Source organism: Pseudomonas sp. 2957, from assembly GCF_031456345.1.
Taxonomy (GTDB): Bacteria; Pseudomonadota; Gammaproteobacteria; order Pseudomonadales; family Pseudomonadaceae; genus Aquipseudomonas; species Aquipseudomonas siliginis.
This window is the reverse complement of sequence record NZ_JAVDUL010000005.1, coordinates 230,447-256,691: the sequence shown is the minus strand read 5'-3', so window position 1 is coordinate 256,691 and position 26,245 is coordinate 230,447. Positions and strand designations below refer to the sequence as shown.

Sequence of the window (26,245 nt, the reverse complement as noted above, 5' to 3'; positions counted from 1 at the left end):
GTTCATTTTGTATGTGGGTTGCTCCATGAAATTGTCGATGCCGCGATTCGATCAAGCCCCTGTCTTGGTGGTCGGCGATGTCATGCTCGACCGTTACTGGCATGGCGGAACCTCACGGATTTCTCCTGAAGCGCCGGTGCCGGTGGTCAAGGTCGAGCAGATCGAGGATCGCCCGGGCGGTGCCGCCAACGTTGCGCTCAACATTGCCGCGCTGGGTGCACCGGCATCACTGGTGGGCGTGACCGGCGATGACGAAGCCGCCGACAGCCTGAGCAACAGTCTCAAGGGCGCGGGCGTGCGCGCCTTGTTTCAGCGCATCGCGCACCAGCCGACCATCGTCAAGCTGCGGGTCATGAGCCGGCACCAGCAGTTGCTGCGTATCGATTTCGAAGAAGTGTTCGCCACCGATGCTCTGGCACTGGCCGCGCAGGTTGACGGGTTGCTTGAAGGCATCAAGGTGCTGGTGTTGTCGGATTACGGTAAAGGCGCACTGAAAAATCACCAGGCCCTGATCCAGGCCGCCCGTGCCAAAGGTATACCGGTATTGGCTGATCCGAAGGGCAAGGACTTTTCGATCTACCGCGGTGCCAGCCTGATCACACCGAATCTCAGCGAGTTCGAAACCATCGTCGGTGGTTGCGCCGATGAGCACGAACTGGTGAGCAAGGGCGCCGTCCTGATGCAGGAGCTCGACCTCGGCGCGCTGCTGGTGACCCGTGGTGAACACGGCATGACCTTGCTGCGTCCGGATCATCCGGCGTTGCATCTGCCGGCCCGCGCCCGCGAAGTGTTCGACGTGACCGGTGCCGGCGATACGGTGATTTCGACCCTGGCCGCGGCCATTGCCGCAGGCGAAGAACTGCCGCACGCCGTGGCGCTGGCCAATCTGGCAGCAGGCATCGTCGTCGGCAAGTTGGGTACCGCCGCGATCAGCGCCCCGGAACTGCGCCGCGCCATTCAGCGCGAAGAAGGTTCGGAGCGAGGCGTGCTGGGACTTGAGCAGCTGCTGTTGGCGGTTGACGATGCCCGTGCGCACAACGAGCGGATTGTTTTCACCAATGGCTGCTTCGATATCCTGCATGCCGGCCATGTCACCTATCTGGAACAGGCCCGTGCTCAGGGCGACCGCCTGATCGTGGCAGTCAACGATGACGCCTCGGTCAGCCGCCTGAAAGGCCCGGGCCGGCCGATCAACAGCGTGGATCGCCGCATGGCGGTACTCGCCGGTCTCGGCGCGGTGGACTGGGTGATCAGTTTCTCTGAAGGCACACCGGAAAACCTGCTGCGCGAGGTCAAGCCGGACGTGCTGGTCAAGGGCGGCGATTACGGTATCGATCAGGTGGTCGGCGCGGATATCGTCACCGCCTACGGCGGCACCGTGAAAGTCCTGGGGCTGGTGGAAAACAGCTCGACGACAGCGATCGTGGAAAAGATCCGCGGCCAATAAGATCAAAAGATCGCAGCCTGCGGCAGCTCCTACAGGGGAATACATTCCAATGCAGGAGCCGTCGAAGGCTGCGATCTTTTGCTTTCAGGAATTCACTTTCTTGCGCGGTACGATTTTCTTCAGCAGCTGCCTGGCCTTGCCGCGCAGGCGTGCCAGTCCAGTGGCTTTCTCCGCTGGCGTCAGGCCCTGTTGGCGCAACCAGTCTTTCCAGCGAATCCGCTCATCACGCACCAGCCAGCCATCCTGTCGCGCGAAGCTTTCGGCCAGATACAGACCGCGGGTACTCGCCGGATACAGTTGATCCTTTTTCAGGGTGTACAACTCAGGCAGCGGCTGGCCGTCGTGCAATGGCATCAAGTACAGGTCTGGCCGTTTGCGATCGAGCCGCGCCACCAGTTGATCGCCTTCCAGACGCTCGTCGACATGAAACAGGCTCAAGGACTTCGCCTCCTTGGGCACGTCCAGGCGCAAGTCATAGATCAATTGCAGGGACGCCGTCGGCAGATGCACGTACGCCCTTGGTCGCTCCAGCAATTGCAGGTTGGCGCAGCGCACCGGACGCGCCGAACCGGACAACGGCGTCAGGCGAAACGGCAACGCCTCACGGTAATGCAGCGCAGCGGAGTAGGGCGCCGGCAACCAAGTCTCGTTGAAGCGCCCGCCGAGCCAGCCTTCCGGGGTTTCCAGCAGACACTCTTCGGCAATCTCCTGAATCGCCGTGTGCAGCGGAATGTTCAGCTCATGAGCAGGCACATAGCCGGAAATCAGTTTCAGCACCACGTCGCCGCGATCCTGCCGACGCTGGCGCACCAGCACCCAGTAATCGCGATTCTGCCAATGCAGGGTCAGGCGCACGGACACTCCGAGGTTGGCCAGTTCCAGGGCGAAGCGCTCGCTGTCGGCGACGCTGACCGGTTTACGCCGTTGCAGGGTCTGGGCGAAGTTCAGCGGCATGCCGACGCTCTGATAGCTCAGGCCTTCGGGCGTGGCTTCGACGAACAGCGGCAGTGTCTTGAAGTTGCTCGGGTTCTTGCGGATGAGCGTGCGCGGCATATCGGCTCCTGGCTTAAGGCCGCGGGGCGGCGTCAGTGACTACGCAGGACCTGGGCAACGGTCGCTACGTTATGGGCGAGGTGCAGCGGATTGATCGTGCCGACAATAGCACTGGCAACGCCGGGATGAGTGAACAGCAACTCGAAGCTGGCGCGCACCGGATCGACTCCCGGACTCAGACAGACATGACCGCTGGCCAGGGCTTTTTTCACCAGAATGGCTTTGCCGTGGGCAGCAGCATAGTCAATGACCGCCTTTTCGTTTTGTTCGTTCAGATTGTAGGTGACCATCGCGCAGTCGCCTTGCTCCAGCGCTTTCAAGCCGCCTTCGACGGTTTTGCCGGAAAACCCGAAGCCGCGAATCTTGCCCTCGGCCTTCAGCGCCGCGAGGGTGGCGTAGACCTCTTCGTGCTCGAGGATGGCCATGTCGTTGCCGTCCGAGTGCACGAGGACCAGATCGATAAAATCCGTTTCCAGACGTTGCAGGCTGCGCTCGACCGACATTCGCGTGTGCGCGGCGCTGAAATCGTGACGCGACAGGCCATCGGCAAACTCTTCACCGACCTTGCTGACGATCACCCAGTCCTGACGCTGGCCGCGCAGCAGCGGGCCGAGGCGTTCTTCGCTGCGCCCATAGGCCGGTGCGGTGTCGATCAGGTTGATGCCCAGATCGCGCGCCTGGCGCAGCAGCATGCGCGCTTCATCATCGCCGGGAATCTGAAAGCCGTTGGGGTATTTCACCCCTTGATCGCGGCCGAGTTTGACCGTGCCCAGGCCCAGCGGCGAAACCGTCAGGCCGGTGCTACCCAGTGGGCGATGCAGTTCGTGCAGAGTGGCGATGCTCATGGCAGCAGTTGCTCCCACGCGGGTACACCGAGCGGTGGTTTCGGCAGCGGCGGCAGCGGATCAGTCGCCTGCGGCTGGATGCCGTCGCGTTGCAGCGAGGCGATAACGCGGTCGGCGAAGTCCGGCGCCAGTGCCAGTTTGGTCGGCCAGCCGACGAGCAAGCGACCTTCCTCGGCGAGGAATGCGTTGTCCGGACGGGTCAGGCCGGTTTGCAGCGGCTCCGCGCGGTCGACGCGCAGGGTGGCCCATTGCGTGGTGCTGAGGTCGATCCACGGCAGCAATTGGGCGATTTCCTTTTGCGCGGTGGCGATCTGTTCGGCTGGTTCGCGGGCCACGCCTTCGCTTTCGGCGATGTCGCCGCCCATGTACCAGACCCACTGGCCATCAGCCGCCGGATGCGTGGTCACGGTGATGCGCGGCTTGGTGCCGCCGCCCAGGCAGTGCGCGTACAGCGGTTTCAAGCCGGGGCCTTTGGCGAGGATCATGTGCAGGGGGCGGCGCTGCATGGCCGGACGGCTCAGGCCCAGGGCTTCAAGCAGTTCGGCCGTGCCGGCGCCGGCGCTGAGGACGATGCGCTGGGCGCGGATCTCACGGCCGTCGACTTTCAGGCCGACCAGCACGCCGGCTTCCAGCAGCGGCTCGATGACCTGCCCGGCGAGCAGACCGTCACCGGCCAGCTCGGCGAGGCGCTGGATCAGGCTCGGGACATCCACTACCAGTTCGGCGAGGCGATAGACCTTGCCCTTGAAACGCTTGTCTTGCAGGGCCAGCGGCAGTTCATCGCCCTTGACCTGATCGACCCGGCCACGCACGGCTTTGCTGGCGAAGAAACTGGTCAGATTGCCGGCCAAAGTGCCTGGCGACCACAGGTAATGGGCTTCGGACAGCAGGCGCACGCCGGACAGATCCAGCTCACCATTGCCGGCCAGCGCCTCGCGCCAGCGGCGCGGCATGTCGGCGATGGCTTCCGAGGCCCCGGTCAGCGCGCCGTGCAGCGCGTACTTGGCACCGCCGTGGATGATGCCCTGGGACTTCACGCTCTGCCCGCCACCGAGGCTGGCGCTTTCCACCAGCACGGTCGAAAAACCCTGACCGCGCAGGCGCGCATTCAGCCAGAGGCCGGCGACACCAGCGCCGACAATCAGAACGTCGGTGGAAATAACGGATGGCATGCAGCGACCTCAGTGTTCAAGACGAGGGCGCAGTATACAGACTCGGGAAAGGGGCGGATTTGTCGATGATCAACATGCCGAACATATGGGCCAATGTGGGAGCGAGCCTGCTCGCGAAGAGGGAATGCCAGTCGACATATGTGTTGACTGATGTACCGCATTCGCGAGCAGGCTCGCTCCCACAGGGGATTGTGTCTGGCAGTTAATGGCCGGCGGTTTTCGAGAACAATTGAATCACCACCACGCCCAGCACGATCAACGCCATCCCCAGCATCGCCGGGATATCCAGCTTCTGCCCATAGATAAACAGTGCCGCCACGCTGACCATCACAATGCCCATACCGGCCCAGACCGCGTAGGCCACGCCGACCGGTACGGTGCGCACCACCAGCGTCAGCATCCAGAATGCAATCCCGTAGCCGACAATCACCAGAATCAGCGGCAGCGGCGTGCTGAAGCCCTTGACCGCTTTCATCGAAACGGTGGCGATCACTTCGGCGCAGATGGCGATGGCCAGATAGACGTAGGCGTTCATGGTTTCGATCCTCAAATAAATCTTTGCTTGCTGAGGCGACATTTTAGGGATTGCTCAGATGGGGTAAAGTCATTACCTATCTGTTCTATAGATGGGTTGGTAGCAAGCATGCAATGGAATCTCGATCAGCTGCGGGTATTTGTCGATGTCGCTGAACAGCGGTCTTTCTCCGCCGTGGCGCGGCGGCAACGCAAGGCGCAGTCGGCGATCAGCAGCGCCGTTGCGATGCTTGAAGAGGATTTGGGCGTAAGCCTGTTCGAGCGCAGCAGCGGTCGGCAGCCGATGCTCACCGAGGCGGGCGCGGCGTTGCTGGAAGAGGCGCGGGAAGTGTTGCGCCAGTGCGAGCGCCTCAACGGCCGCGCGATGGCCATGCTGCGCGGCCAGGAGGCGCAGTTGCGGGTGGCTCAGGACGAGGCGATGCCGTATCAGGCGCTGGTGGAAAGTTTCGGCGAACTGGCCGAGCAGTTTCCCAGCCTGGAAGTGCAACTGACCAGCGCCGCCCAAGGCGAAGTCGCGCGCAAACTGGTCGAACGTCGCGCCGACCTCGGCCTGCTGTTCTATCACGATGAAATCCCCGAAGCCCTTGAGCGCCGCGTGCTGGGTCGAGTGGAAATGGTCACGGTCTGTGGCGTCAATCATCCGCTGGCGCAGCATTCCTATGTGACCTGCCAGCAACTGGCGCAGCACCGGCAATTGCTGATGTCGACGCAGACCAGCGTCTATCCCGGCAACGAGCCGGCCAGCCCACAGGTGTGGCGCGCCGACAGCTTTTACGTAATGTCCGAATGGCTGGTGCGCGATCTCGGCTGGGCTTGGTTGCCGCGCCACGTTGTGCAGTACTCGGCGTATCAAGGCCAGATGATTGAGCTCGACAGCGAATGGACGCCGCCAGCGCTGGTGGTGGAACTGGTCTGGCGCCGCGACGAACCGCTCGGCCCGGCCGCGCGCTGGCTGGCGGAACGTTTTGCCGTGCACTTGCGGGCGATCGGCGACAAAAGCCGATAAACTCCGCCGCCATGAATAGAACTCTCTACACCGCGCTGTTTTACCTGGGGCTGCCATTGGTGGCGATTCGACTATGGCTGCGTGCGCGCAAGGCGCCGGCGTATGCCAAACGCATTGGCGAGCGCTTTACTTATGGCATGCCGACGTTGCAGCCCGGTGGCATCTGGGTGCACGCGGTGTCGGTCGGCGAAAGCATTGCCGCCGCGCCGATGATCCGCGCGCTGCTGGAACGCTACCCGACGCTGCCGATCACCGTGACCTGCATGACCCCGACCGGTTCGGAGCGGATTCAGGCACTGTTCGCCAACGAGGCGCGCATTCAACACTGCTATCTGCCGTATGACTTGCCTTGTGCGGCGGCGCGTTTTCTTGATCGCGTACAGCCCAGGCTTGCAGTGATCATGGAGACCGAGCTGTGGCCTAACCATATTCATCAATGTGCCAAGCGCGGGATTCCGGTGGCGTTGGCCAATGGGCGGTTGTCGCAGCGTTCCGCCAAAGGCTATGGCCGCTTCAGCAAACTCACTGCGCCGATGCTCGCCGAGATGAGTTTGCTGGCCGTGCAGACCGCAGCCGAGGCCCAGCGCTTCCGCGATCTTGGCGCACGTCCGGAAACTGTCGAGGTCACCGGTTCGATCAAGTTCGACCTGACCATCGACCCGCAACTGTTGCAGCGTGCAGCCGAACTGCGCAGCCGGTGGCAGGCGCAGGATCGCCCGGTATGGATCGCTGCGAGCACCCACGAAGGCGAAGACGAAGTGGTGCTCGACGCCCATCGTCGTTTGCTGGGCAGTCATCCCGATGCGTTGCTGATTCTGGTGCCGCGTCATCCCGAGCGTTTCAATTCGGTGTTCGACTTGTGCCAGCGCGAAGGTTTCGCCACGGTACGTCGCTCGACCGGGGCCAATGTCGATGCGCAAACGAGCGTGCTGCTCGGCGACACCATGGGTGAGTTGCTGTTTCTCTATGCCCTGGCCGACAGCGCATTTGTCGGCGGCAGTCTGGTGCCGAACGGCGGGCACAACCTGCTCGAACCCGCCGCGCTGGCGAAACCGGTACTCAGCGGCCCGCACCTGTTCAACTTCCTCGACATCGCCGCGCAATTGCGCGAAGCCGGGGCGTTGGCCGAAGTGGATGATGCCGAAGGGCTCGCAGTCGAGGTGCAGCGCTTGTTCGAACTGCCGCGTGATGCGCAGCGCATGGCGGAGGCCGGGCTGGCGGTGATGCGGCGCAATCAGGGCGCGTTGCAGCGGCTGCTGGATAGCTTGGGCAGATTGATCAAGTAAGCAAAAAGATCGCAGCCTTCGGCAGCTCCTACAGTTGGAATGCATTTCCCTGTAGGAGCTGCCGAAGGCTGCGATCTTTTGTTTTTAGCGCTTAAGGCCGGGCCTTGAGCTGCGCCTCAGCCGCCGACGCCAGATCCGGCGGCAGGAAGTCCTTGTCCGGGTTGTAATCGGCTTTCAGATAGCGCCGCAGATCTTCCAGATCACCCGGGTTCAGCGTCCCCGCCGCCTGCTTCAGGCGCAGGTTGTCGAGGATGTAGTCGTAGCGGGTGTTGTTGTAGTTGCGCACCGAGGTGTACAGCTGGCGCTGCGCGTCGAGCACGTCGACGATGTTGCGCGTGCCGACCTGATAACCGATTTCCGTGGCTTCCACCGCACTCTGGTTGGAGATGATCGACTGGCGGCGCGCCTGCACCTGCTCGACGTCGGTGTTTACCGCTCGGTGCAGATTGCGGGTGTTTTCCACCACTTGCCGGCGCAGCGATTCGCGCTGCTGTTCGCTCTGATCCAGTTGCGCATAGGACTGACGCACTTGCGAACTGGTCAGCCCGCCGCTGTAGATCGGGATGTTCAGTTGCAGGCCCAGCGTGCTCTGCTCGACGTTGCCGCCATAAGGTGCGCCGAACGAGTTGGGGTTGGCGAAGCCGAGGGCGTCGTTGTCGCCTTTCTCGTATTTCGCCACGGCATCGAGGGTCGGCAAGTGGCCGGCCTTGCGCTGCCTGAGCGTCTGCTCGGCGGAGCTGACCGCGTAGTTGCTGGCGAGCAGATTGAGGTTCTGCCGCGCCGCCGTGTCGACCCAGGATTTCGCATCGTTGGGCGAAGGCGGCAGAATCGGCAGCGTGTGGACGATGCCCTGAATCGAGTTGTACTGACGGTTGGTCAGGGTGATCAGCGCCTGGAACGCATCATCGACCTGACGCTGGGCGACGATGCGGTTGGCTCGCGCGGTGTCGTAACTGGCTTGCGATTGCAGCACGTCGGTCTTGTCCGAAAGGCCGACATCGAAGCGCTCGTTGGACTGATCGAGCTGACGTTTGAACGCCGCTTCTTCAGCCTTGGTCGAGGCCAGATTGTCCTGGCTGCGCAGCACGTTGAAGTAGCTTTCGGCGCTCTGCAGGATCAGGTTCTGCTCGGTGGCCGAGAGCTGCAGCGCGGCCTGTTCGTTGACGTCTTTGGCTGCTTGATACTGGAACCAGCGATCGGCGCGGAACAGCGGCTGCGCGAGTGTCGCCTGATAGGAATGCGCGCTGCGGTTGGCGACGGCCGAAGGCTGGTCGATCGAGGTGCGCACGTCGGCGACTTCGGCGCCACCGGACAGGTTCGGCAGCAGACCGGCGCGGGCCTGCGGCACCACTTCTTTCTGCGCGCCATACTGGGCGCGGGCCGCCGCGAGGTCGGCGTTATTGTCGACCGCTTCCTGATAGACGCTGACCAGATCGGTTTTGGTCGACAAGGGTGCTTCCGCTGCCCAGGCCATTGTGTTGGACGCACAGGACACGGCAACAGCCAATGAAAGTTTGCGCAGCATGAGGCGATCCCTAGCATGAATATTATGGAAGTAATCCGGGCGCCAAAGGTAAGGCGCAGCCCGCACAGCGTCAAGGCTGGGCAGGCCAAGCGAGTGTAGTTGCGCATTGCTCCGGCAACAATCGGCCAGCCTGGGTATTTACGCCATTCATCATGGCGTTCGCTGCGGTGTTGGCGTTCCTCGGTGGTTGTGTCTAGACTGGCCGGGTTCTTGTCGGGGTGCCTTGCTATGAGGCTGAGATCGAATAATTTCGGATCCCGTTGAACCTGATCAGGTTAGCGCCTGCGTAGGGAACAAGATTTCTCGTCACCCGGCGAGTCCTCTTGTGCTTCGTCCGGGATATTGTTCGACAATCGAACGCTCATGACGAATGCACAGCACCGGTCCTGGTGCGTCCGTGCCTTTCAGGTTCTGCTCCGACAATCCACTGCTGGATGCTGTCTGGAGAGCCCGTGATGACAACAAAAGAAAAAAACGCGATCAACCTGAGTGACTCGGCCATGGTCGACGAGCAATCGGTCAAGCCGTTCACCCGTTCGCAAAAAATCTACGTTCAGGGCTCGCGCCCGGACATCCGCGTGCCGATGCGCGAAATCAGCCTCGATGTAACCCCGACCGATTTCGGCGGCGAGATCAATGCGCCGGTCACGGTCTACGACACCTCCGGCCCGTACACCGACCCGAACGTGGTCATCGATGTGCGCAAAGGTCTGGCCGATGTGCGTTCAGCGTGGATCGATGACCGTGGCGATACCGAGCGCCTGCCGGGCCTGAGCTCGAACTTCGGCCAGCAGCGTCTGGCCGATGCCGAGCTGACCAAACTGCGCTTCGCCCACGTCAACAACCCGCGCCGCGCCAAGGCCGGGGCCAACGTCAGCCAGATGCACTACGCGCGCAAAGGCATCATCACCGCCGAGATGGAATACGTTGCCATCCGCGAAAACATGAAACTGCAAGAAGCCCGTGCGGCCGGTTTGCTCAAGCAGCAACATGCCGGCCACAGCTTCGGCGCAAGCATTCCGCAAGAAATCACCCCTGAATTCGTCCGCGAAGAAATCGCCCGTGGCCGCGCGATCATTCCCGCCAACATCAACCACGTCGAACTGGAACCGATGATCATCGGCCGTAACTTCCTGGTGAAGATCAACGGCAACATCGGCAACAGCGCCCTGGGTTCTTCGATCGAAGAAGAAGTGGCGAAACTGACCTGGGGCATTCGCTGGGGCTCGGACACGGTGATGGACCTGTCCACCGGCAAACACATTCACGAAACCCGCGAGTGGATCATCCGCAACTCGCCGGTGCCGATCGGTACCGTGCCGATCTATCAGGCGCTGGAGAAGGTCAACGGCGTCGCTGAAGACCTGACCTGGGAGTTGTTTCGCGACACCCTGATCGAACAGGCCGAGCAGGGCGTCGACTACTTCACCATTCACGCCGGCGTGCTCCTGCGCTACGTGCCGCTGACCGCCAAACGCGTCACCGGCATCGTCTCCCGTGGCGGTTCGATCATGGCCAAGTGGTGCCTGGCGCACCACAAAGAGAACTTCCTCTACACCCACTTCGACGAAATCTGCGAAATCATGAAGGCCTACGACGTCAGCTTCTCGCTGGGCGATGGCCTGCGTCCGGGCTCGATTGCCGACGCCAACGACGAAGCGCAATTCGGCGAACTGGAAACCCTCGGCGAGCTGACCAAGATCGCCTGGAAACACGACGTGCAATGCATGATCGAAGGCCCGGGCCACGTGCCGATGCAATTGATCAAAGAGAACATGGACAAGCAGCTCGAATGCTGCGATGAGGCGCCGTTCTACACCCTCGGCCCGCTGACTACCGACATTGCTCCGGGCTATGACCACATCACCTCGGGTATCGGCGCGGCGATGATCGGCTGGTTCGGTTGCGCGATGCTCTGCTACGTGACGCCGAAGGAGCACTTGGGCCTGCCGAACAAGGATGACGTGAAGACCGGGATCATCACTTACAAGATCGCCGCCCACGCAGCGGACCTGGCCAAGGGACACCCGGGCGCGCAGATTCGTGATAACGCACTGAGCAAGGCGCGTTTCGAATTCCGCTGGGAAGACCAGTTCAACCTCGGCCTGGATCCGGACACCGCGCGCTCCTATCACGACGAAACCCTGCCGAAGGACTCGGCCAAGGTCGCGCACTTCTGCTCAATGTGCGGGCCGAAATTCTGCTCGATGAAGATCACCCAGGAAGTCCGTGAATACGCAGCCAACCAACGCATCGATGCGGTCGACGTGGACGTCGCCAAAGGACTCGCGGAACAGGCCGAGCGGTTCAAGAAGGAAGGCAGTCAGCTGTACAAGAAAGTTTGACCCCGTACTGATCGTTCCCACGCAGAGCGTGGGAACGATCACACCAAATGTCCCTTTGAGATAACACCCTTGAGCATTCAACCCGGCACTTATTCCCCCGATCTCGCCGTCCCCGCTGCAAAGCGTGTGTTCGGCGGGCGCGATCTGCTTTCCCTGTGGTTCTCCCTCGGCATCGGCCTGATGGTTTTGCAGACCGGCGCATTGCTCGCGCCGGGTCTGGGTCTGTCCGGTTCTTTGCTGGCGATCTTCCTTGGCACGCTGGTGGGCGTGCTGTTGCTGGCTGCAGTCGGCGTGATCGGCAGCGACACCGGCCTTTCATCGATGGCGGCGCTGAAGCTCAGCCTCGGCAGCAAAGGCGCGAGCCTGCCGGCGCTGCTCAATCTGCTGCAACTGATCGGCTGGGGCTCGTTCGAAATCATCGTCATGCGCGACGCTGCCAGTCTGCTCGGCAGCCGCGCCTTCAGCGAAGGCTCGCTGTGGGCCAATCCGATTCTGTGGACGCTGTTCTTCGGTGCGCTGGCGACCTTGCTCGCGGTGAGCGGGCCGTTGACGTTCGTGCGGCAGATTCTGCGCAAGTGGGGCATCTGGCTGTTGCTCGCCGCGTGCCTGTGGCTGACCTGGAACCTGTTCGCCAAAGCCGACCTCGCGGCGCTGTGGGCGCGCGCCGGTGACGGTTCGATGCCGTTCGCCGTGGGCTTCGACATTGCCATCGCCATGCCGCTGTCGTGGCTGCCGCTGATTGCCGACTACTCGCGTTTCGGCAAGCGTGCGAAGAATGTTTTCGGTGGCACGGCTGTCGGTTTCTTCATCGGTAACTTCTGGCTGATGAGCCTTGGCGTGGCCTACACCCTGGCGTTCGCGCCGAGCGGTGAAGTCAATGCGTTGCTGCTGGCCTTGGCTGGCGCCGGCCTGGGCATTCCGCTGTTGCTGATTCTGCTCGACGAGTCGGAAAACGCTTTTGCCGATATACATTCGGCAGCGGTCTCGAGCGGGATTCTGTTGCGTCTGAAAGTCGAGCATCTGGCCTTGGCCATCGGCGTGATCTGCACGCTGATCGCACTGCTGGCGCCATTGGCGCAGTACCAGAATTTCCTGCTGTTGATCGGCTCGGTGTTCGCGCCGCTGTTCGGCGTGGTGCTGGTGGATCACTTCATCCTGCGCAAACGCAGTGCTCAGGTCGCGTCAGCCGCATTGCGCTGGCCGGCGTTGCTGGCGTGGCTGGGTGGTGTGAGCACCTACCACTTGCTGGCGAATCTGTATCCGGATGTCGGCGCAACCCTGCCGGCGCTGGTGCTGGCAGGATTGCTTCAACTGGTGCTGGGCCGGGCCTTCAGTTACGGCCGGGAAACAGCTCAGGCTTGAGAATGCCGTTCAGGCGCGGGTAAGGGATCTTCAGTTCGACGTGGCCCAGCGCATATGGCGCGATAGTGGTCACGTCGTACTTGAGGATCACGCCGCCGTAGGTCAGCGCCACGTGCGGGGTTTTCACGAACGGCCAGTTCGCGACGAATTCCGCCTCCTGATCGAGTTTGGTACTGATCAGCCAACTGTTGTGCGCCACTTGCGCGGCTTTCCAGAACGCCTCTTCCTGCCCCGGCAGCAACATGTCGGACAGGTTCAGCACCTTGTGCTGCTGGCGCGAATAGTTGATGAAACCGCGACCCGGCGTGCCGTGGGCGCCGCCGGTGTCGAGGTAGCTCGACAGCTCGATGATCACCAGTCCGTCATGCTGCTCGCGTACTTTCGCTTGCAGATAGCTGCTGTTGCGCGGGCCGGCGCTGGCGAGGAACTGCTCGCGGTAGGCGGCCAGGGTTGGCGCTACGGGTGCGTTCTTCTCGGTGCGGGTCATTTGCAGCAGACGTTTTTCGATGATGCCATCCAGCGCCGGCTCGTCCGGGAAGCGCAGGGTGTCGATGTTCACCAGCGGGCAATCGGGGTTGGAACAACCGGGTTTGAGTTGTTCCGAGGCGTCGCGGGTGGTTTCCAGCGGCGTGCGATAGTTGGGCTGGAACAGGCTGGCACAAGCGCCCAGAGTCAGGGCAATAGCGGCCACAGAGGCAATTTTGAAAAGCGACATGGGCGTCCTTTCGAAAGCAGGGGAAGGCAAAAAGATACCGCTTCGACTCTCAACGGAGCAGTCAGTTCGCCACTAAGCTGATTAGAGTGTGTTTCACCGTCACCGTCCATCCCGCTGACGGTAAAGGGGCTGCATCAAACGGTGCGGGCGCGTTAGGATGGCGCGAAGTCGAGGTTGCCGGTTGTACACAGCAACCTCGTAATGGATGTGCAGTAAAGAGGAAGATTATGACTGACTTTGCCAACGCCATTCCGACCGCCGTGGATATCGTGCGGCGCGAAAAATGCTACGAGGGCTTTTACAAGCTTGACCGTGTGCACCTGCGCCATGAGCTGTTCGCCGGTGGCATGAGCCGCGAAATCAATCGTGAAATCTTCGTGCGCCACGATGCCGTGTGCGTCCTGCCTTACGATCCGCAGCGCGATGAAGTGGTGTTGATCGAGCAGTTTCGTGTCGGCGCCATGGGCAAGGCCGACAACCCGTGGCTGGTCGAACTGGTCGCCGGTCTGATCGACAAGGATGAGCAACCGGAAGAAGTTGCTCACCGCGAGGCGCAGGAGGAAGCTGGGCTGGACATCAAGGCGTTGTGGCCGATGACCAAGTACTTCCCCTCGCCGGGTGGCAGCAACGAATTCGTGCATTTGTATCTGGGGCGTTGCAGCACCGACGGTGTCGGCGGTCTGCACGGGCTGGAAGAAGAGGCCGAAGACATTCGCGTAACGGTCTGGGCATTTGAAGATGCCTTGCAGGCCGTGCGTGACGGACGTATTGCCAACGCGGCGAGCATCATCGCCTTGCAGTGGCTGGCGCTGAACCGCGCCGAAGTGAGGGGGCTATGGTCGTAAACAAGCTGCGCGATCGTTATCGGGTTGACCTCGTAGGGCTGCAAGCCGCCTGCGAGGCCAACTACGCGCGCCTGATGCGACTGCTGCCGGACATGCGCAACGAACCCGAGGCGCGGCGTATCGCTGTGACCCAGGGCGAGCAGATGCTTGGAGTGCTCGCTCTCGAGGTGTTGCAGACCTGCCCGTACACCACGACCTTGCAGGTGCGCCAGGAGCACAGCCTGCCGTGGTTGCCGGTGCCGCAACTGGAAGTGCAGGTCTATCACGACGCGCGCATGGCCGAAGTGGTCAGCGCCGAGCATGCACGACGCTTTCGCGGCATCTATCCTTATCCGAACGCCGCCATGCACCAGCCCGATGAAAAGGCCCAGCTCAATGTGTTTCTGGGCGAATGGCTGAGTCATTGCCTGGCGTTGGGGCACGAGTACGAAGTCGTTCGCTAGTTGTGAACTGCGTCCGCTTCGGCGGTTTCCCCTTTGTGTCATCCCCCAGCATAATTGCCGCACCCATCCATTGCGTGCTTAGCCCCGGGAGAGCGCCTTGCCCAGCGTATCGACATTGACCAGCGCCGACCCGGCGCTGCTGGTGCAGTTGTCCGACAGCCACCTGTTCGCCGAGGCGGACGGCACGCTGCTGGGCATGAAGACCCGCGAGAGCCTGCAAAGGGTCATCGACCTGGTGTTGGCGCAACAGGCGCAGATCGACCTGGTGCTGGCGACCGGCGATATTTCCCAGGACGGCACGCTGCAGTCGTATCAGGCATTCCGCCAACTGAGCGCGCAGATCAGTGCACCCGCGCGCTGGATTCCCGGCAATCACGACGAGCCGATGGTCATGGCCGAGGCGGCGGTGCAAAGCACGCTGCTGGAGCCGGTGGTCGATATTGGCAATTGGCGGGTGACGATGCTGGATTCGGCGGTGCCGGGTTCGGTGCCGGGCTATCTGCAGGATGATCAATTGCAACTGCTCGCCCGCGCGCTGAGCGAGGCGCCTGAGCGCCATCATCTGGTGTGCCTGCATCATCACCCGGTGTCGATCGGCTGCGCGTGGATGGAGCCGATCGGCTTGCGCAACCCGGAAGCGTTCTTTGAAGTGCTGGATCGCTTTCCACAGGTTCGCGCGGTGCTGTGGGGGCATGTGCATCAGGAAATCGATCGCGACCGCAATGGCGTGCGCTTGATGGCCTCGCCCTCGACGTGTATCCAGTTCGAGCCGGGGAGTGCGGATTTCAAAGTGGGCGAGCAGGCGCCGGGGTATCGCTGGTTGCGATTGTTGCCGGACGGGAAATTGGAAACGGGCGTCGAAAGAGTCACCGACTTCGAGTTCACAGTCGATTACGGCTCCAACGGTTACTGAACTGACAATCAAAGACCCTCACCCCAGCCCTCTCCCAGAGGGAGAGGGGGCCGACCGCGGTGTCTTTGGCTGTGCATCGACCTGAAACAGCGATATCGATTATGGATTCGCAGCAAAACGCTCAGGTCGGTGTAGCTCTCGAATATCCCCCAGTCGGTTCCCTCTCCCTCCGGGAGAGGGTTAGGGTGAGGGCAGCTTGTGCTGTCACACCAATTTATTGAACCCACCCCCAATCCCGGTCCTTCTCCCTGTAAACTCCGCTATCTTTCGCCGACAGCCAGGGAGCTCAAATGTCCGGTTCGATCCTCTATATCCACGGTTTCAACAGCGCGCCGGCCTCGAAGAAGGCCTGTCAGCTGGTCGCGGTCATGGAGCGGCTGGGGTTGAGCGGGCAATTGCGCGTGCCGGCGCTGCATCACCATCCGCGCGAAGCCATCGGTCAGCTCGAGCAGGCAATCGCCGAGCTGGGCCGGCCGTTGCTGGTGGGAAGTTCGCTCGGCGGCTACTATGCGACTCACCTGGCCGAGCGCCATGGCCTGAAAGCCCTGCTGGTCAACCCGGCGGTCAGCCCGCACCGGATGTTCGATGGTTATCTGGGCACGCAGCAGAACCTCTACACCGATGAAACCTGGGAACTGACCCACGACCACGTCACGGCGCTGGCCGAACTGGAAGTGCCACCACCGCAGGATCCGCAGCGTTATCAGGTCTGGTTGCAAACCGGCGACGAAACGCTGGATTATCGCCTCGCCCAACAGTATTACCGCGCCTGTGCCTTGCGCATCCAGGCCGGCGGCGACCACAGTTTCCAGGGCTTTGCCGGGCAATTGCCGGCGTTGCTGAGTTTTGCCGGCATGGCTGCCGATATGTATCAGGCAATCGATTTCACCACGCTGTGAAGTCTTGCCCCTCTTTCATGAATGACTGACGACGAGACCTTATGGCCACTCCCAGCGCTAGTTCTTATAACGCCGACGCCATCGAAGTCCTCTCGGGCCTCGACCCGGTGCGCAAACGCCCCGGCATGTACACCGACACCAGTCGGCCGAACCACCTCGCCCAGGAAGTCATCGACAACAGCGTCGACGAAGCCCTGGCCGGCCACGCCAAATCGGTGCAGGTCATCCTGCACGCCGACCATTCGCTGGAAGTCAGCGACGACGGCCGTGGCATGCCGGTCGACATTCACCCGGAAGAGGGTGTGTCCGGCGTCGAACTGATCCTCACCAAGCTGCATGCGGGCGGCAAGTTCTCCAACAAGAACTACCAGTTCTCCGGCGGCTTGCACGGTGTGGGTATTTCCGTGGTCAACGCGCTGTCGACCGAAGTGCGCGTACGGGTCAAACGTGACGGCAACGAATACCAGATGACCTTCAAGGACGGCTTCAAGGCCTCCGAGCTGGAAATCGTCGGCACCGTCGGCAAGCGCAACACCGGCACCAGCGTGTACTTCGCGCCGGACCCGAAATACTTCGACTCACCGAAATTCTCCATCAGCCGCCTCAAGCATGTGCTCAAGGCCAAGGCTGTGTTGTGCCCGGGGCTGCTGGTCAGCTTCGAAGACAAAGGCACCGGCGAGAAAGTCGAGTGGCATTACGAAGACGGCCTGCGCTCCTACCTGGTCGATGCGGTCAGCGAATTCGAACGTCTGCCGAACGAGCCGTTCTGCGGCGCTTTCGCCGGTAATAAAGAAGCGGTCGACTGGGCACTGTTGTGGCTGCCGGAAGGTGGCGACGCGGTGCAGGAAAGCTACGTCAACCTGATCCCGACCGCCCAGGGCGGTACGCACGTCAACGGTCTGCGTCAGGGCCTGCTCGATGCGATGCGCGAGTTCTGCGAGTTCCGCAGCCTGCTGCCGCGCGGCGTGAAGCTGGCGCCGGAAGACGTCTGGGAGCGCATCGCTTTTGTCTTGTCGATGAAGATGCAGGAACCGCAATTCTCCGGCCAGACCAAAGAGCGTCTGTCTTCCCGTGAAGCAGCGGCGTTCGTCTCCGGTGTGGTTAAAGACGCTTTCAGCCTGTGGCTCAACGCCAACCCGGAAACCGGTCTGGCCCTGGCCGAATTGGCGATCAACAACGCCGGCCGCCGTCTCAAGGCGAGCAAGAAAGTCGAGCGCAAACGCGTCACCCAAGGCCCGGCGCTGCCCGGCAAACTGGCTGACTGCGCCGGGCAGGACCCGATGCGTTCCGAGCTGTTCCTGGTCGAGGGTGACTCCGCCGGCGGTTCGGCCAAGCAAGCGCGGGACAAGGAGTTCCAGGCGATCCTGCCGTTGCGCGGCAAGATCCTCAACACCTGGGAAGTCGACGGCAGCGAAGTGCTCGCCAGCCAGGAAGTGCATAACATCGCCGTGGCCATCGGCGTCGATCCGGGCGCGGCGGACATGAGCCAGCTGCGCTACGGCAAGATCTGCATCCTCGCCGACGCCGACTCCGACGGTCTGCACATTGCGACTTTGCTGTGTGCGCTGTTCGTCCAGCATTTCCGCCCGTTGGTGGATGCCGGTCACGTCTACGTGGCGATGCCGCCGCTGTACCGCATCGACCTCGGCAAAGAGATCTACTACGCCCTCGACGAAGCCGAGCGCGACGGCATTCTCGATCGCCTGGTGGCCGAAAAGAAACGCGGCAAGCCGCAGGTCACCCGATTCAAAGGTCTGGGTGAAATGAACCCGCCGCAGTTGCGTGAAACCACCATGGACCCGAACACCCGGCGTCTGGTGCAGTTGACGCTGGGCGAAGACTTCGCCGAAACCTCGGAAATGATGGATATGCTGCTGGCGAAGAAACGCGCCGGTGACCGCAAGACCTGGCTCGAATCCAAAGGCAACCTCGCCGAGGTGCTGGCCTGATGCAGTTTGGCTGGGCCTTGGCGGGTGCGTTGCTGCTGAGTGCGCTGAGCGTGTCGGCCGAGCCGCTGCAACAATTGCGGCTGCTTTCCGAACACCCGGTCGAAGGCATGCGCGGCGGTAACCTGTCGGGTCTGGCCATGTGCGGCAATGAGCTGTGGACGGTTTCCGATCGCGATGACGAGCAGATCTATCGGCTCGATACCCGCGATCCGGTCTGGCAGGCGCAAACCGTGCACATCGACGTGCCGCCCGTGCCCGAGAGCGGCTTGCCGTGGGGCTTGAGCTCGCGTACCTGGGCGGCGTCGTTCATTCGCGGGGGCGAACTGGATTTCGAAGGCATCAGTTGCGACAGCGCTGGCAATCGCTACATCGTCAGCGAAGCCCATGCGGCGGTGTTGCAGGTGCCGGTCAGTGGCCCGGCGAACTGGCTGAAAATCTCGCCGCTGCTGGTTCGCGAAGCGCGGGCGAGCGGCCTGCTGCTCAAGTTCAATTCGATCTTCGAAGGCCTGGCGATCAACCCGGCCGGTGATCAGATATGGCTGGCCGCCGAACGGCAAAAGCGCGGTTTGCTGCTGATCAAGCGCCAGCAGACGGTGTGGGATTGTGACGGTCGCTGCGTGCTGCTCAGTGAGGGCGGCAAGGAGATGCAGCCGCCACAGTTTCCCAAGGCGAAAGCGGTTCATCGCGACTTTTCCGACATTTCCTTGTTCAACGGCAAGCTGTTTACCCTTGAGCGCAACGCTTTCGAGATCTGCCGTCGCGATGCACAGACGGCCAAGGTCGAGCAATGCTGGTCGTATGCTGGCGAACTGTTGCAGGAAAATCGCCGTTACTCGCAGAACTACGGACTGGAGGAAGCGCTGATCATCGACGTCGAGGGTGCGTGGATCGGCGTCGACAACAATTTTGGCCCGCGTGCTGATGGCGAAGTCCGCCCGGTGGTCTGGCGCTTCGCCGCGCCGGACGGTGGCTGGAGCGCCAGGCCATGAGTCAGCAGCCACCGGGCAAGCGTGCCGGTCGGGTGTTGATGATCCTCGCCTGGTGCGCGGCGCTGTTTCTCGCGACGCGGTTTTTCGGTCAGTGGGAGCAGCGCCAGCAGAATCCGAACATCGTGGTTACGTCGGAGCAGGGCGAAGGTTTTATCGAAGTGAAACTGGCGAGCAATGCCCAAGGGCATTTTGTCGCCAGCGGCCAGATCAACGGCGAGCCGGTGGAGTTCATGCTCGACACCGGCGCGACCGATGTGGCGATCCCGGCGGATCTGGCCAAGCGTTTGAAGCTGCAAGAAGGTTTCGGCGTGACCCTGAGCACGGCCAATGGCCTGAGCCAGGGCTATCGAACGAAGATTGCCCGCCTGCAACTGGGCGACATCGTGCTGCGGGATGTCCGTGCACTGGTGGCGCCGGGGCTGCATGGCGACCAGGTGCTGCTCGGCATGAGCGCCCTGAACAAACTTGAATTTACCCAGCGCGGTGGCACCATGCTGCTGCGCCAGACAACGAACCGATGAGGCCCGCATGAGCGACTCCCTTGATCTCAGCCTGGATGGTGTAGAACGCCGCTCGCTGGCTGACTTCACCGAAAATGCCTACCTCAACTACTCCATGTACGTGATCATGGACCGCGCCTTGCCGCATATCGGCGACGGCCTGAAGCCGGTACAGCGGCGTATCGTCTACGCCATGAGCGAACTGGGGCTGGACGCCGATTCCAAGCACAAGAAATCGGCGCGTACCGTCGGTGACGTGCTCGGCAAGTTCCACCCCCACGGCGATTCGGCGTGCTACGAAGCGATGGTGCTGATGGCGCAGCCGTTCAGCTATCGCTACACGCTGGTCGACGGCCAGGGCAACTGGGGTGCGCCGGACGATCCGAAGTCCTTCGCCGCCATGCGTTACACCGAAGCGCGGCTGTCGCGCTATTCCGAAGTGCTGCTCAGCGAACTGGGCCAGGGCACCGCGGACTGGGGGCCGAACTTCGACGGCACCCTGCAGGAGCCGCTGGTGTTGCCGGCGCGCCTGCCGAACATTCTGCTCAACGGCACCACCGGTATCGCCGTGGGCATGGCCACCGATGTGCCGCCGCACAACCTGCGTGAAGTCGCCACCGCCTGCGTGCGCTTGCTGGATGAGCCGAAAGCCACGGTCGAACAGCTCTGCGAACACATCCAGGGTCCGGATTATCCGACCGAAGCGGAAATCATCACGCCGCGTGCCGACCTGCTGAAGATGTACGAAACCGGCAAGGGCTCGGTGCGTATGCGCGCCGTGTACCACGTCGAGGACGGCGACATCATCGTCACCGCGCTGCCGCATCAGGTCTCCGGCGCCAAGGTGCTGGAGCAGATCGCCGCGTTGATGCAGGCCAAACCGTCGAAAGCGCCGCAGATCGCCGATCTGCGTGACGAATCCGACCATGAAAACCCGTGCCGCATCGTGATCATCCCGGTCAACAGCCGCGTCGATCACGAAGCGCTGATGCAGCACCTGTTCGCCAGCACCGAGCTGGAATCGACCTACCGGGTCAACGTCAACATCATCGGTCTGGACGGCAAGCCGCAGCTGAAAAACCTCCGCGCCTTGCTGGTCGAATGGCTGGAATTCCGCGTGCTCACCGTGCGTCGCCGCCTGCAATTCCGCCTCGACAAGGTCGAGCGTCGCCTGCACCTGTTGGACGGTTTGCTGATCGCCTACCTCAACCTGGATGAAGTGATCCACATCATCCGCACCGAGGAACACCCGAAAGCCAAGCTCATCGAGCGTTTCGCCCTCAGCGAGATCCAGGCCGACTACATTCTCGACACCCGTCTGCGTCAGTTGGCGCGACTGGAAGAAATGAAGCTGCGCGACGAGCAGGACGAACTGCTCAAGGAACAAGCCAAGCTGCAAGCCCTGCTGGGCAGCGAAGCGAAGCTGAAGAAACTGGTGCGCACCGAGCTGCTCAAAGACGCCGAAACCTACGGCGACGACCGCCGCTCGCCAATCGTCGAGCGCGCCGAAGCCAAGGCGCTGAGCGAACACGATCTGCTGCCGAACGAGAAAGTCACTGTCGTGCTGTCGGAAAAAGGCTGGGTGCGTTCGGCCAAGGGCCACGACATCGACGCTACCGGTTTGTCGTACAAGGCCGGCGATGGCTTCAAGACCTCGGCGGCGGGGCGCTCCAACCAGTTTGCCGTGTTCATCGATTCCACCGGTCGCAGCTACTCGGTCGCCGCGCATACCTTGCCGTCGGCCCGTGGCCAGGGCGAACCCTTGACCGGCCGTCTGACGCCGCCACCGGGCGCTTCGTTCGAATGCGTGCTGATGCCCGAAGACGATGCGCTGTACGTGATTGCGTCCGATGCCGGTTACGGCTTCGTGGTCAAAGGCGAAGATCTGCAAGCGAAGAACAAGGCCGGCAAGGCCCTGTTGAGCCTGCCGAACAACGCCAAGGTCATCGCGCCGCGCCCTGTGGCCGATCGTGAGCAGAACTGGCTGGCCTCGGTCACGACCGAAGGTCGCCTGCTGATCTTCAAAATCAGCGATCTGCCACAATTAGGTAAGGGCAAAGGCAACAAGATCATCGGTATATCCGGTGAACGCGTGGCCAGTCGCGAAGAATATGTCACGGACATCGCCGTCCTGCCGGAAGGCGCCACCCTGGTATTGCAGGCTGGCAAACGGACCCTGTCGCTGAAAGCCGACGACCTCGAGCACTACAAAGGTGAGCGTGGACGGCGCGGAAACAAACTTCCGCGGGGCTTCCAGAGAGTGGATGCGCTGCTCGTCGAAAACCTCAATTAGGCGAGAACGCCTTCCTAGAGCGTTCGATCTGCGATTAAACGCGTAGATCGACGCTTTGGCGCTGGAGTCGGAACGCATATTCACGGATGATATGGCCTTTCAAGCGCCGGCGTGGCCGAGCGTTCTTCATATTTATTGAGTATTTTCACTGTGGTCAGCCTTGTGGCGGCCACCTGGACGGGATGATGACTGCTCTACGCCCCCTTATTTTGTTGCTCGCCGGCGTTCTTGGCCTGGCGGGTTGCAGCGTTCACCAGCCGGTGTCGCTGTACCAACTGGACAGCGGAAGTCCGGTTCAGCCTGCGCAAAGCGCAGGCATGGCGGTTTTGCTGGGGCCGGTAGTTGTTGCCGATTACCTGCAACGCGAAACCCTGCTGCAACGTCAACCCGACGGCAGCCTGCAAGCGGCGACCGACGGTCGTTGGGCTGGCAGCCTTTCGTCGGATATCGATCAACTGCTGATGCGTCAGGTCGCCGGTCACCTGGACAGTCAGCGTGTGGTGCTGGCGCCTGCTACTGCCGGATTCACGCCGGATGTGCAGGTTCTGCTGACCATCACCCGTCTGGATTCCGGGGCGAAACAACCGGCGATTCTCGATGCGCAATGGCGTTTGATCGATCGTCGCGGCAAGGTGCGCGATAACCGCATCATTCACCTGCAGGAAACGCACGCCGGCAGCACCGCGTCCCAGGTGCAGGCACAAGGGGTTCTGTTGCAGCGTCTGGCCGAGCAGTTGTCGGTGGCGCTCAAGCCACTGGCCAACCAGCCGCCCGTGGCCGAGGCACCGCGTAAAGCCGCGCCGAAACCCGCAGCGCCGGCGGCGGATGCCGAGAAGCAGCCGAAGATCCCGATGGCCTCGCCGATTCGTACCGATATGGAAGTGTTTCGCTTCTGAGGCTGGAACGAGCCAGATCAGAGCCCGCCTAGTGCGGGCTTTGTTGTGTCTGGGGGTGGGGTGGAAGATCAAAAGCCCCTCACCCTAGCCCTCTCCCGGAGGGAGAGGGGACCGACTGAGGTGTCGGGCGTCTTACGTCGACCTGAAAGATGTTGGCGATTGTGGATTCAAAGCAGGGCGTTCAAGTCGGTGTAATTCTGGAATTTCCCCCAACCGGTTCCCTCTCCCTCTGGGAGAGGGCTAGGGTGAGGGGCTTTTCAGGGATGCTCTCGAATCCAATAACACCGCGCACAAAAAAGCCCGCAGACAATTAATTGTCTGCGGGCTTTTGCGTATCGGGCCTAAGCCTTACGCCCGGCGCTCATGCATCCGCGCCAGTTGCCGTTCGAGCATCGACGGATATGGCTCCATCAACCGCTCCACACAGCAAGCGCCTTCAGGGCTGGCGATCGGCCGGATCCGCGCACGCTGGCGGATCAAGGTGTCATCGCTGATCTTGCGCTCGACCAGCAGCAGATTGCGGCTGTGTTGCGACAAGGCCAGTGCATCCTGAGCCGAATCGGTCAGCAGCAGATCAATCTGGCTCAGACCGAACAACTCATCGCCCAAGGTCAGGCCCAGCTGCAATTGCAGGGTGATGCCGCTGTCCGCGACCTCGATCTGCAATTGGTGGCCGAGTGCACGCAGCAGTTCGCCGCAGCAGATGGCATTGGTCAGGTAGTCGTCGCCGCAATCTTCGGTATGGAACAGCAACAGCGTGCTGCCATCGTTGAGGGTTTCGATTTCGCCCTGATACAGCGACGCGGCCTGCTCGAGGCAGTCGCGATAGCGTTCCTGCAATTCTTCCAGACGTGCGCGAGGCAAACGACGCAATTGTTCCTGCGAGCCCAGTTGCACGGCCAGTACGGCGGTGTGCTGTGGCACGTCAGGGCTCGGTTTGCGCGTCAGCGGTTGGGCGGCGCCGTTGAGCGATTCGTCGCGCAGGTCGGCGAAAGCGTCATCGTCATCATCGTCTTCGACGGTGCTGACCAGGTGACGCGGTGCCGGTTTCTTCGCGGCCAGCGGGCGGCTTTCGTCGAAGCTCGGATCGCGCAGGTTACGCACCTCGAATTCAGGCTCGTCTTCTTCCTCGGCGAATTCCGGCTCGGGTTCGGGCTCAGGCTCCGGTTCCGGGGCGTAGCTGGCATGCAGCTGGCGCGCCAGATCGCCGATTTCATCCTGGCGATCGATGCCCGGGGTGTGCGCGTCGATCCGGCGCAGCCACACGCGCAATTGCAGCAACGGCGTCGACAGATAGCGGCCCATGCGCAGACTCAGAGCCAATGACAGCGCCAGCAGAATTGCGCTCAGAATGCCCATGCTTTGCAGGCTGATGGTCATCGGCTGCTGGAACTGATCCATGTCCAGGCTGATGCGCAGTTGCCCGGCAGTCACGTCCTGGAAAGTGATCTTGCTCTCGTACATGCCCTCGGCTTCGCCCAGCAGGCTGTGCTTGGGACGCTGACCGGACTCGGCGAGGATGCGGTTGTCCACACTGTAGATCGCCGCGTGGGCGACCAGTTTGTTCTTGGTCAGGTTGTTGAGCAGCACGTTGAGGCTGAGGATGTCGTTGGACACCAGCAGCTCGGTGGCGGAGGTGGCGGTCTGCGTGGTCAGGCTTTCGCCCAGCGCATCGGCCTGCTCGTGCATGGCCTGCTTGAATTGCAGACCCATCACCCCGGCATAGATCACCAGGGCCAGAGCGACCAGGATCACGTTGTGGCTGGCAATGCGCAATGCAATCGGTACACGGCGATGGCGCAGTGCACGGAAGATCAGCAGGAAGAAGTTATCGGTTTTGACTGGCGTGGGCCGGTTCACTTGAGCTCGGCTCTTTGTCCGTGAAGTTGACGCGCAGTATAGCGACAGGCCCCAGACCGGCAAAGCGCTCGCGGTGCCCGATGGTCACTGAAAGTGGGTAGAATGCGGTTTTTTTCCAGTTGCGGGGGTGCGCGTTGCGCGAAATCGTCCTGATTAACATCACGGGAGTCGACCGTCCCGGTCTGACAGCGGCCATCACCGGTGTTCTGGCACAAGGTGGTGTGAACATTCTCGACATCGGTCAGGCGGTGATCCACGACACCCTGTCGTTCGGCATCCTGGTTGAAATTCCCGATTCCGAACAGGGCAAGTCAGTGCTCAAGGACATCCTGTTCAAGGGCTACGAACTGGATCAGCAAGTGCGTTTCACCCCGGTGTCCGAAGAGGATTACCAGCAGTGGGTGGGCAATCAGGGCAAGAAACGCCATATCGTTACCCTGCTGACGCGCAAAGTCACCGCCGGCCAATTGCAGGCGGTCAGCGCGATCACCGCCAAATATGGCTTGAACATCGACCATATCGACCGTCTGTCGGGGCGCATGCCGCTGGACACGCCGGCCGACAAGGGCAAGGGTTGCATCGAGTTTTCCGTGCGCGGTGAAGCCGCCGATCCGCAGGCCCTGCGCGCCGAATTCCTCAGCGTTGCCCAGGAATTGAACGTCGACATCGCCTTCCAGGAAGACTCGCTGTTTCGCCGCAACCGGCGTCTGGCGGTGTTCGACATGGACTCGACGCTGATCGAAGCGGAAGTCATCGATGAGCTGGCCAAAGCGGCCGGCGTGGGTGACCGGGTTTCGGAAATCACCGAGCGCGCCATGGCCGGTGAACTGGATTTCCGCGCCAGCTTCAAGGAGCGTCTGGCGCTGCTCAAGGGCCTCGACGTCAGCGTGCTCGACTCGATCGGCGCCTCGCTGCGCCTGACCGAAGGCGCCGAAACCCTGTTCGCCGAACTCAAACGCCTCGGCTACAAAACCGCCATCCTGTCCGGCGGCTTCACTTATTTCGCCAAGCAGCTGCAAGCCAGGCTGGGCATCGACTACGTGTTCGCCAACGAGCTGGAAGTGGTCGACGGCAAGTGCACCGGCGTGGCGATCGAGCCGATTGTCGATGCGCAGCGCAAGGCTGATCTGCTCAAGGAGCTGGCGCACAAGGAAGGGCTGCGTCTGGAGCAGACCATTGCTGTCGGCGACGGCGCCAACGACTTGCCGATGCTGGCGATTGCCGGGCTGGGCGTGGCGTTCCGCGCCAAACCGTTGGTCAAGCAGTCGGCGAAGCAGGCGATTTCAACGCTGGGGCTGGATGGTGTGTTGTATCTGCTGGGTTTCCGGGATCGCGACGGGCAGCTCTGAGATCTCCATAAGCTGATCT

The 26,245-nt window shown here is 62.0% G+C and carries 22 protein-coding genes and 1 riboswitch; of the genes, 15 read left to right on the top strand and 7 right to left on the bottom strand.

Going from position 1 to position 26,245, the window contains the following annotated elements; all coding sequences use genetic code 11:
• Window positions 1-25: 25 nt before the first annotated feature.
• A complete protein-coding gene (hldE, locus tag J2Y39_RS19400) occupies window positions 26-1,447 on the top strand; it encodes a bifunctional D-glycero-beta-D-manno-heptose-7-phosphate kinase/D-glycero-beta-D-manno-heptose 1-phosphate adenylyltransferase HldE (RefSeq protein ID WP_041477636.1) in 1,422 nt (473 codons plus the stop codon).
• Window positions 1,448-1,531: 84 nt separating this feature from the next.
• Here hldE and J2Y39_RS19395 read toward each other — a convergent pair whose 3' ends face one another.
• The 4 genes from J2Y39_RS19395 to J2Y39_RS19380 form a co-directional block, all read right to left on the bottom strand.
• Window positions 1,532-2,500, bottom strand: a complete 969-nt coding sequence (locus J2Y39_RS19395; protein WP_056787497.1) for a hypothetical protein — start codon at window positions 2,498-2,500, stop codon at window positions 1,532-1,534.
• Between the two features lie 32 nt (window positions 2,501-2,532).
• A complete protein-coding gene (locus J2Y39_RS19390; RefSeq protein WP_095180984.1) occupies window positions 2,533-3,345 on the bottom strand; it encodes an aldo/keto reductase in 813 nt (270 codons plus the stop codon).
• A complete protein-coding gene (locus J2Y39_RS19385) occupies window positions 3,342-4,517 on the bottom strand; it encodes an FAD-binding oxidoreductase (protein WP_056787503.1) in 1,176 nt (391 codons plus the stop codon). The genes J2Y39_RS19390 and J2Y39_RS19385 overlap by 4 nt, the downstream gene beginning before the upstream one ends.
• 202 nt (window positions 4,518-4,719) lie before the next feature.
• Entirely contained in the window at window positions 4,720-5,052 is a 333-nt protein-coding gene (locus J2Y39_RS19380) for a multidrug efflux SMR transporter (RefSeq protein ID WP_150638310.1), read from the bottom strand.
• Between the two features lie 108 nt (window positions 5,053-5,160).
• Here J2Y39_RS19380 and J2Y39_RS19375 point away from each other — a divergent pair, with 108 nt between their 5' ends.
• Together J2Y39_RS19375 and waaA are read left to right on the top strand one after the other, a co-directional pair.
• On the top strand, window positions 5,161-6,057 hold the full coding sequence (locus J2Y39_RS19375) for a LysR family transcriptional regulator (protein ID WP_122751680.1): 897 nt from the start codon (window positions 5,161-5,163) through the stop codon (window positions 6,055-6,057).
• A gap of 11 nt (window positions 6,058-6,068) precedes the next feature.
• On the top strand, window positions 6,069-7,343 hold the full coding sequence (waaA, locus tag J2Y39_RS19370; RefSeq protein ID WP_310219230.1) for a lipid IV(A) 3-deoxy-D-manno-octulosonic acid transferase: 1,275 nt from the start codon (window positions 6,069-6,071) through the stop codon (window positions 7,341-7,343).
• A 91-nt stretch (window positions 7,344-7,434) separates the two neighbouring features.
• On the opposite strand, the gene J2Y39_RS19365 is transcribed toward waaA, so the two are convergent.
• Window positions 7,435-8,868, bottom strand: a complete 1,434-nt coding sequence (locus tag J2Y39_RS19365) for a TolC family outer membrane protein (protein ID WP_150638304.1) — start codon at window positions 8,866-8,868, stop codon at window positions 7,435-7,437.
• Between the two features lie 204 nt (window positions 8,869-9,072).
• Window positions 9,073-9,178: riboswitch (TPP riboswitch) on the top strand.
• A gap of 145 nt (window positions 9,179-9,323) precedes the next feature.
• Between J2Y39_RS19365 and thiC the strand changes: the two genes are divergently transcribed.
• Both thiC and cytX read left to right on the top strand, forming a co-directional pair.
• Entirely contained in the window at window positions 9,324-11,213 is a 1,890-nt protein-coding gene (thiC, locus tag J2Y39_RS19360) for a phosphomethylpyrimidine synthase ThiC (protein ID WP_310219228.1), read from the top strand.
• A 69-nt stretch (window positions 11,214-11,282) separates the two neighbouring features.
• Window positions 11,283-12,575, top strand: coding sequence for a putative hydroxymethylpyrimidine transporter CytX (gene cytX, locus J2Y39_RS19355; protein WP_310219226.1), 1,293 nt, complete (start codon window positions 11,283-11,285; stop codon window positions 12,573-12,575).
• Here the strand turns inward: cytX and J2Y39_RS19350 are convergent.
• Complete coding sequence (locus tag J2Y39_RS19350; RefSeq protein WP_016771974.1) at window positions 12,544-13,290, bottom strand: RsiV family protein; 747 nt, start codon at window positions 13,288-13,290, stop codon at window positions 12,544-12,546. The genes cytX and J2Y39_RS19350 overlap by 32 nt on opposite strands.
• Window positions 13,291-13,517: 227 nt before the next feature.
• Between J2Y39_RS19350 and J2Y39_RS19345 the strand changes: the two genes are divergently transcribed.
• The 9 genes from J2Y39_RS19345 to J2Y39_RS19305 all read left to right on the top strand — a co-directional run bounded on the left by J2Y39_RS19345 (window position 13,518) and on the right by J2Y39_RS19305 (window position 23,017).
• A complete protein-coding gene (locus J2Y39_RS19345; RefSeq protein WP_024011344.1) occupies window positions 13,518-14,135 on the top strand; it encodes an NUDIX domain-containing protein in 618 nt (205 codons plus the stop codon).
• Entirely contained in the window at window positions 14,126-14,578 is a 453-nt protein-coding gene (locus tag J2Y39_RS19340; RefSeq protein WP_016771972.1) for a DUF1249 domain-containing protein, read from the top strand. Before J2Y39_RS19345 ends, J2Y39_RS19340 begins: the two co-directional genes overlap by 10 nt.
• A 97-nt stretch (window positions 14,579-14,675) precedes the next feature.
• A complete protein-coding gene (cpdA, locus tag J2Y39_RS19335) occupies window positions 14,676-15,491 on the top strand; it encodes a 3',5'-cyclic-AMP phosphodiesterase (protein WP_056787517.1) in 816 nt (271 codons plus the stop codon).
• A 290-nt stretch (window positions 15,492-15,781) separates the two neighbouring features.
• Window positions 15,782-16,390: a YqiA/YcfP family alpha/beta fold hydrolase gene (locus J2Y39_RS19330; RefSeq protein ID WP_041477646.1), complete on the top strand. Its 609-nt coding sequence runs from the start codon at window positions 15,782-15,784 to the stop codon at window positions 16,388-16,390.
• Between the two features lie 41 nt (window positions 16,391-16,431).
• Window positions 16,432-18,339 carry a DNA topoisomerase IV subunit B gene (gene parE, locus J2Y39_RS19325; protein WP_095180975.1) on the top strand — a complete coding sequence of 636 codons (1,908 nt, stop codon included), beginning with the start codon at window positions 16,432-16,434 and terminating at the stop codon, window positions 18,337-18,339.
• Complete coding sequence (locus J2Y39_RS19320) at window positions 18,339-19,328, top strand: esterase-like activity of phytase family protein (RefSeq protein ID WP_310219223.1); 990 nt, start codon at window positions 18,339-18,341, stop codon at window positions 19,326-19,328. Before parE ends, J2Y39_RS19320 begins: the two co-directional genes overlap by 1 nt.
• Window positions 19,325-19,849: a TIGR02281 family clan AA aspartic protease gene (locus J2Y39_RS19315; RefSeq protein ID WP_071174225.1), complete on the top strand. Its 525-nt coding sequence runs from the start codon at window positions 19,325-19,327 to the stop codon at window positions 19,847-19,849. Before J2Y39_RS19320 ends, J2Y39_RS19315 begins: the two co-directional genes overlap by 4 nt.
• 7 nt (window positions 19,850-19,856) lie before the next feature.
• A complete protein-coding gene (gene parC / locus J2Y39_RS19310) occupies window positions 19,857-22,121 on the top strand; it encodes a DNA topoisomerase IV subunit A (RefSeq protein WP_024011349.1) in 2,265 nt (754 codons plus the stop codon).
• Between the two features lie 185 nt (window positions 22,122-22,306).
• On the top strand, window positions 22,307-23,017 hold the full coding sequence (locus J2Y39_RS19305; RefSeq protein WP_024011350.1) for a membrane integrity-associated transporter subunit PqiC: 711 nt from the start codon (window positions 22,307-22,309) through the stop codon (window positions 23,015-23,017).
• Between the two features lie 348 nt (window positions 23,018-23,365).
• Here J2Y39_RS19305 and J2Y39_RS19300 read toward each other — a convergent pair whose 3' ends face one another.
• A complete protein-coding gene (locus tag J2Y39_RS19300) occupies window positions 23,366-24,877 on the bottom strand; it encodes an AhpA/YtjB family protein (RefSeq protein ID WP_095180973.1) in 1,512 nt (503 codons plus the stop codon).
• 134 nt (window positions 24,878-25,011) lie between these two features.
• Here J2Y39_RS19300 and serB point away from each other — a divergent pair, with 134 nt between their 5' ends.
• Window positions 25,012-26,226, top strand: a complete 1,215-nt coding sequence (serB, locus tag J2Y39_RS19295; RefSeq protein WP_041477650.1) for a phosphoserine phosphatase SerB — start codon at window positions 25,012-25,014, stop codon at window positions 26,224-26,226.
• The last annotated feature ends 19 nt before the right edge of the window (window positions 26,227-26,245 follow it).

Bases quoted from the DNA above. Each gene is read 5' to 3' on its own strand.
- thiC (WP_310219228.1), top strand. From the start codon at position 9,324: ATGACAACAAAAGAAAAAAACGCGATCAACCTGAGTGACTCGGCCATG.
- J2Y39_RS19350 (WP_016771974.1), bottom strand. From the start codon at position 13,290: ATGTCGCTTTTCAAAATTGCCTCTGTGGCCGCTATTGCCCTGACTCTG.
- J2Y39_RS19320 (WP_310219223.1), top strand. From the start codon at position 18,339: ATGCAGTTTGGCTGGGCCTTGGCGGGTGCGTTGCTGCTGAGTGCGCTG.
- J2Y39_RS19365 (WP_150638304.1), bottom strand. From the start codon at position 8,868: ATGCTGCGCAAACTTTCATTGGCTGTTGCCGTGTCCTGTGCGTCCAAC.
- J2Y39_RS19305 (WP_024011350.1), top strand. From the start codon at position 22,307: ATGACTGCTCTACGCCCCCTTATTTTGTTGCTCGCCGGCGTTCTTGGC.
- J2Y39_RS19330 (WP_041477646.1), top strand. From the start codon at position 15,782: ATGTCCGGTTCGATCCTCTATATCCACGGTTTCAACAGCGCGCCGGCC.
- J2Y39_RS19385 (WP_056787503.1), bottom strand. From the start codon at position 4,517: ATGCCATCCGTTATTTCCACCGACGTTCTGATTGTCGGCGCTGGTGTC.
- waaA (WP_310219230.1), top strand. From the start codon at position 6,069: ATGAATAGAACTCTCTACACCGCGCTGTTTTACCTGGGGCTGCCATTG.
- parE (WP_095180975.1), top strand. From the start codon at position 16,432: ATGGCCACTCCCAGCGCTAGTTCTTATAACGCCGACGCCATCGAAGTC.
- J2Y39_RS19395 (WP_056787497.1), bottom strand. From the start codon at position 2,500: ATGCCGCGCACGCTCATCCGCAAGAACCCGAGCAACTTCAAGACACTG.
- J2Y39_RS19345 (WP_024011344.1), top strand. From the start codon at position 13,518: ATGACTGACTTTGCCAACGCCATTCCGACCGCCGTGGATATCGTGCGG.
- J2Y39_RS19375 (WP_122751680.1), top strand. From the start codon at position 5,161: ATGCAATGGAATCTCGATCAGCTGCGGGTATTTGTCGATGTCGCTGAA.
- J2Y39_RS19390 (WP_095180984.1), bottom strand. From the start codon at position 3,345: ATGAGCATCGCCACTCTGCACGAACTGCATCGCCCACTGGGTAGCACC.
- J2Y39_RS19315 (WP_071174225.1), top strand. From the start codon at position 19,325: ATGAGTCAGCAGCCACCGGGCAAGCGTGCCGGTCGGGTGTTGATGATC.
- parC (WP_024011349.1), top strand. From the start codon at position 19,857: ATGAGCGACTCCCTTGATCTCAGCCTGGATGGTGTAGAACGCCGCTCG.
- J2Y39_RS19340 (WP_016771972.1), top strand. From the start codon at position 14,126: ATGGTCGTAAACAAGCTGCGCGATCGTTATCGGGTTGACCTCGTAGGG.
- hldE (WP_041477636.1), top strand. From the start codon at position 26: ATGAAATTGTCGATGCCGCGATTCGATCAAGCCCCTGTCTTGGTGGTC.
- J2Y39_RS19380 (WP_150638310.1), bottom strand. From the start codon at position 5,052: ATGAACGCCTACGTCTATCTGGCCATCGCCATCTGCGCCGAAGTGATC.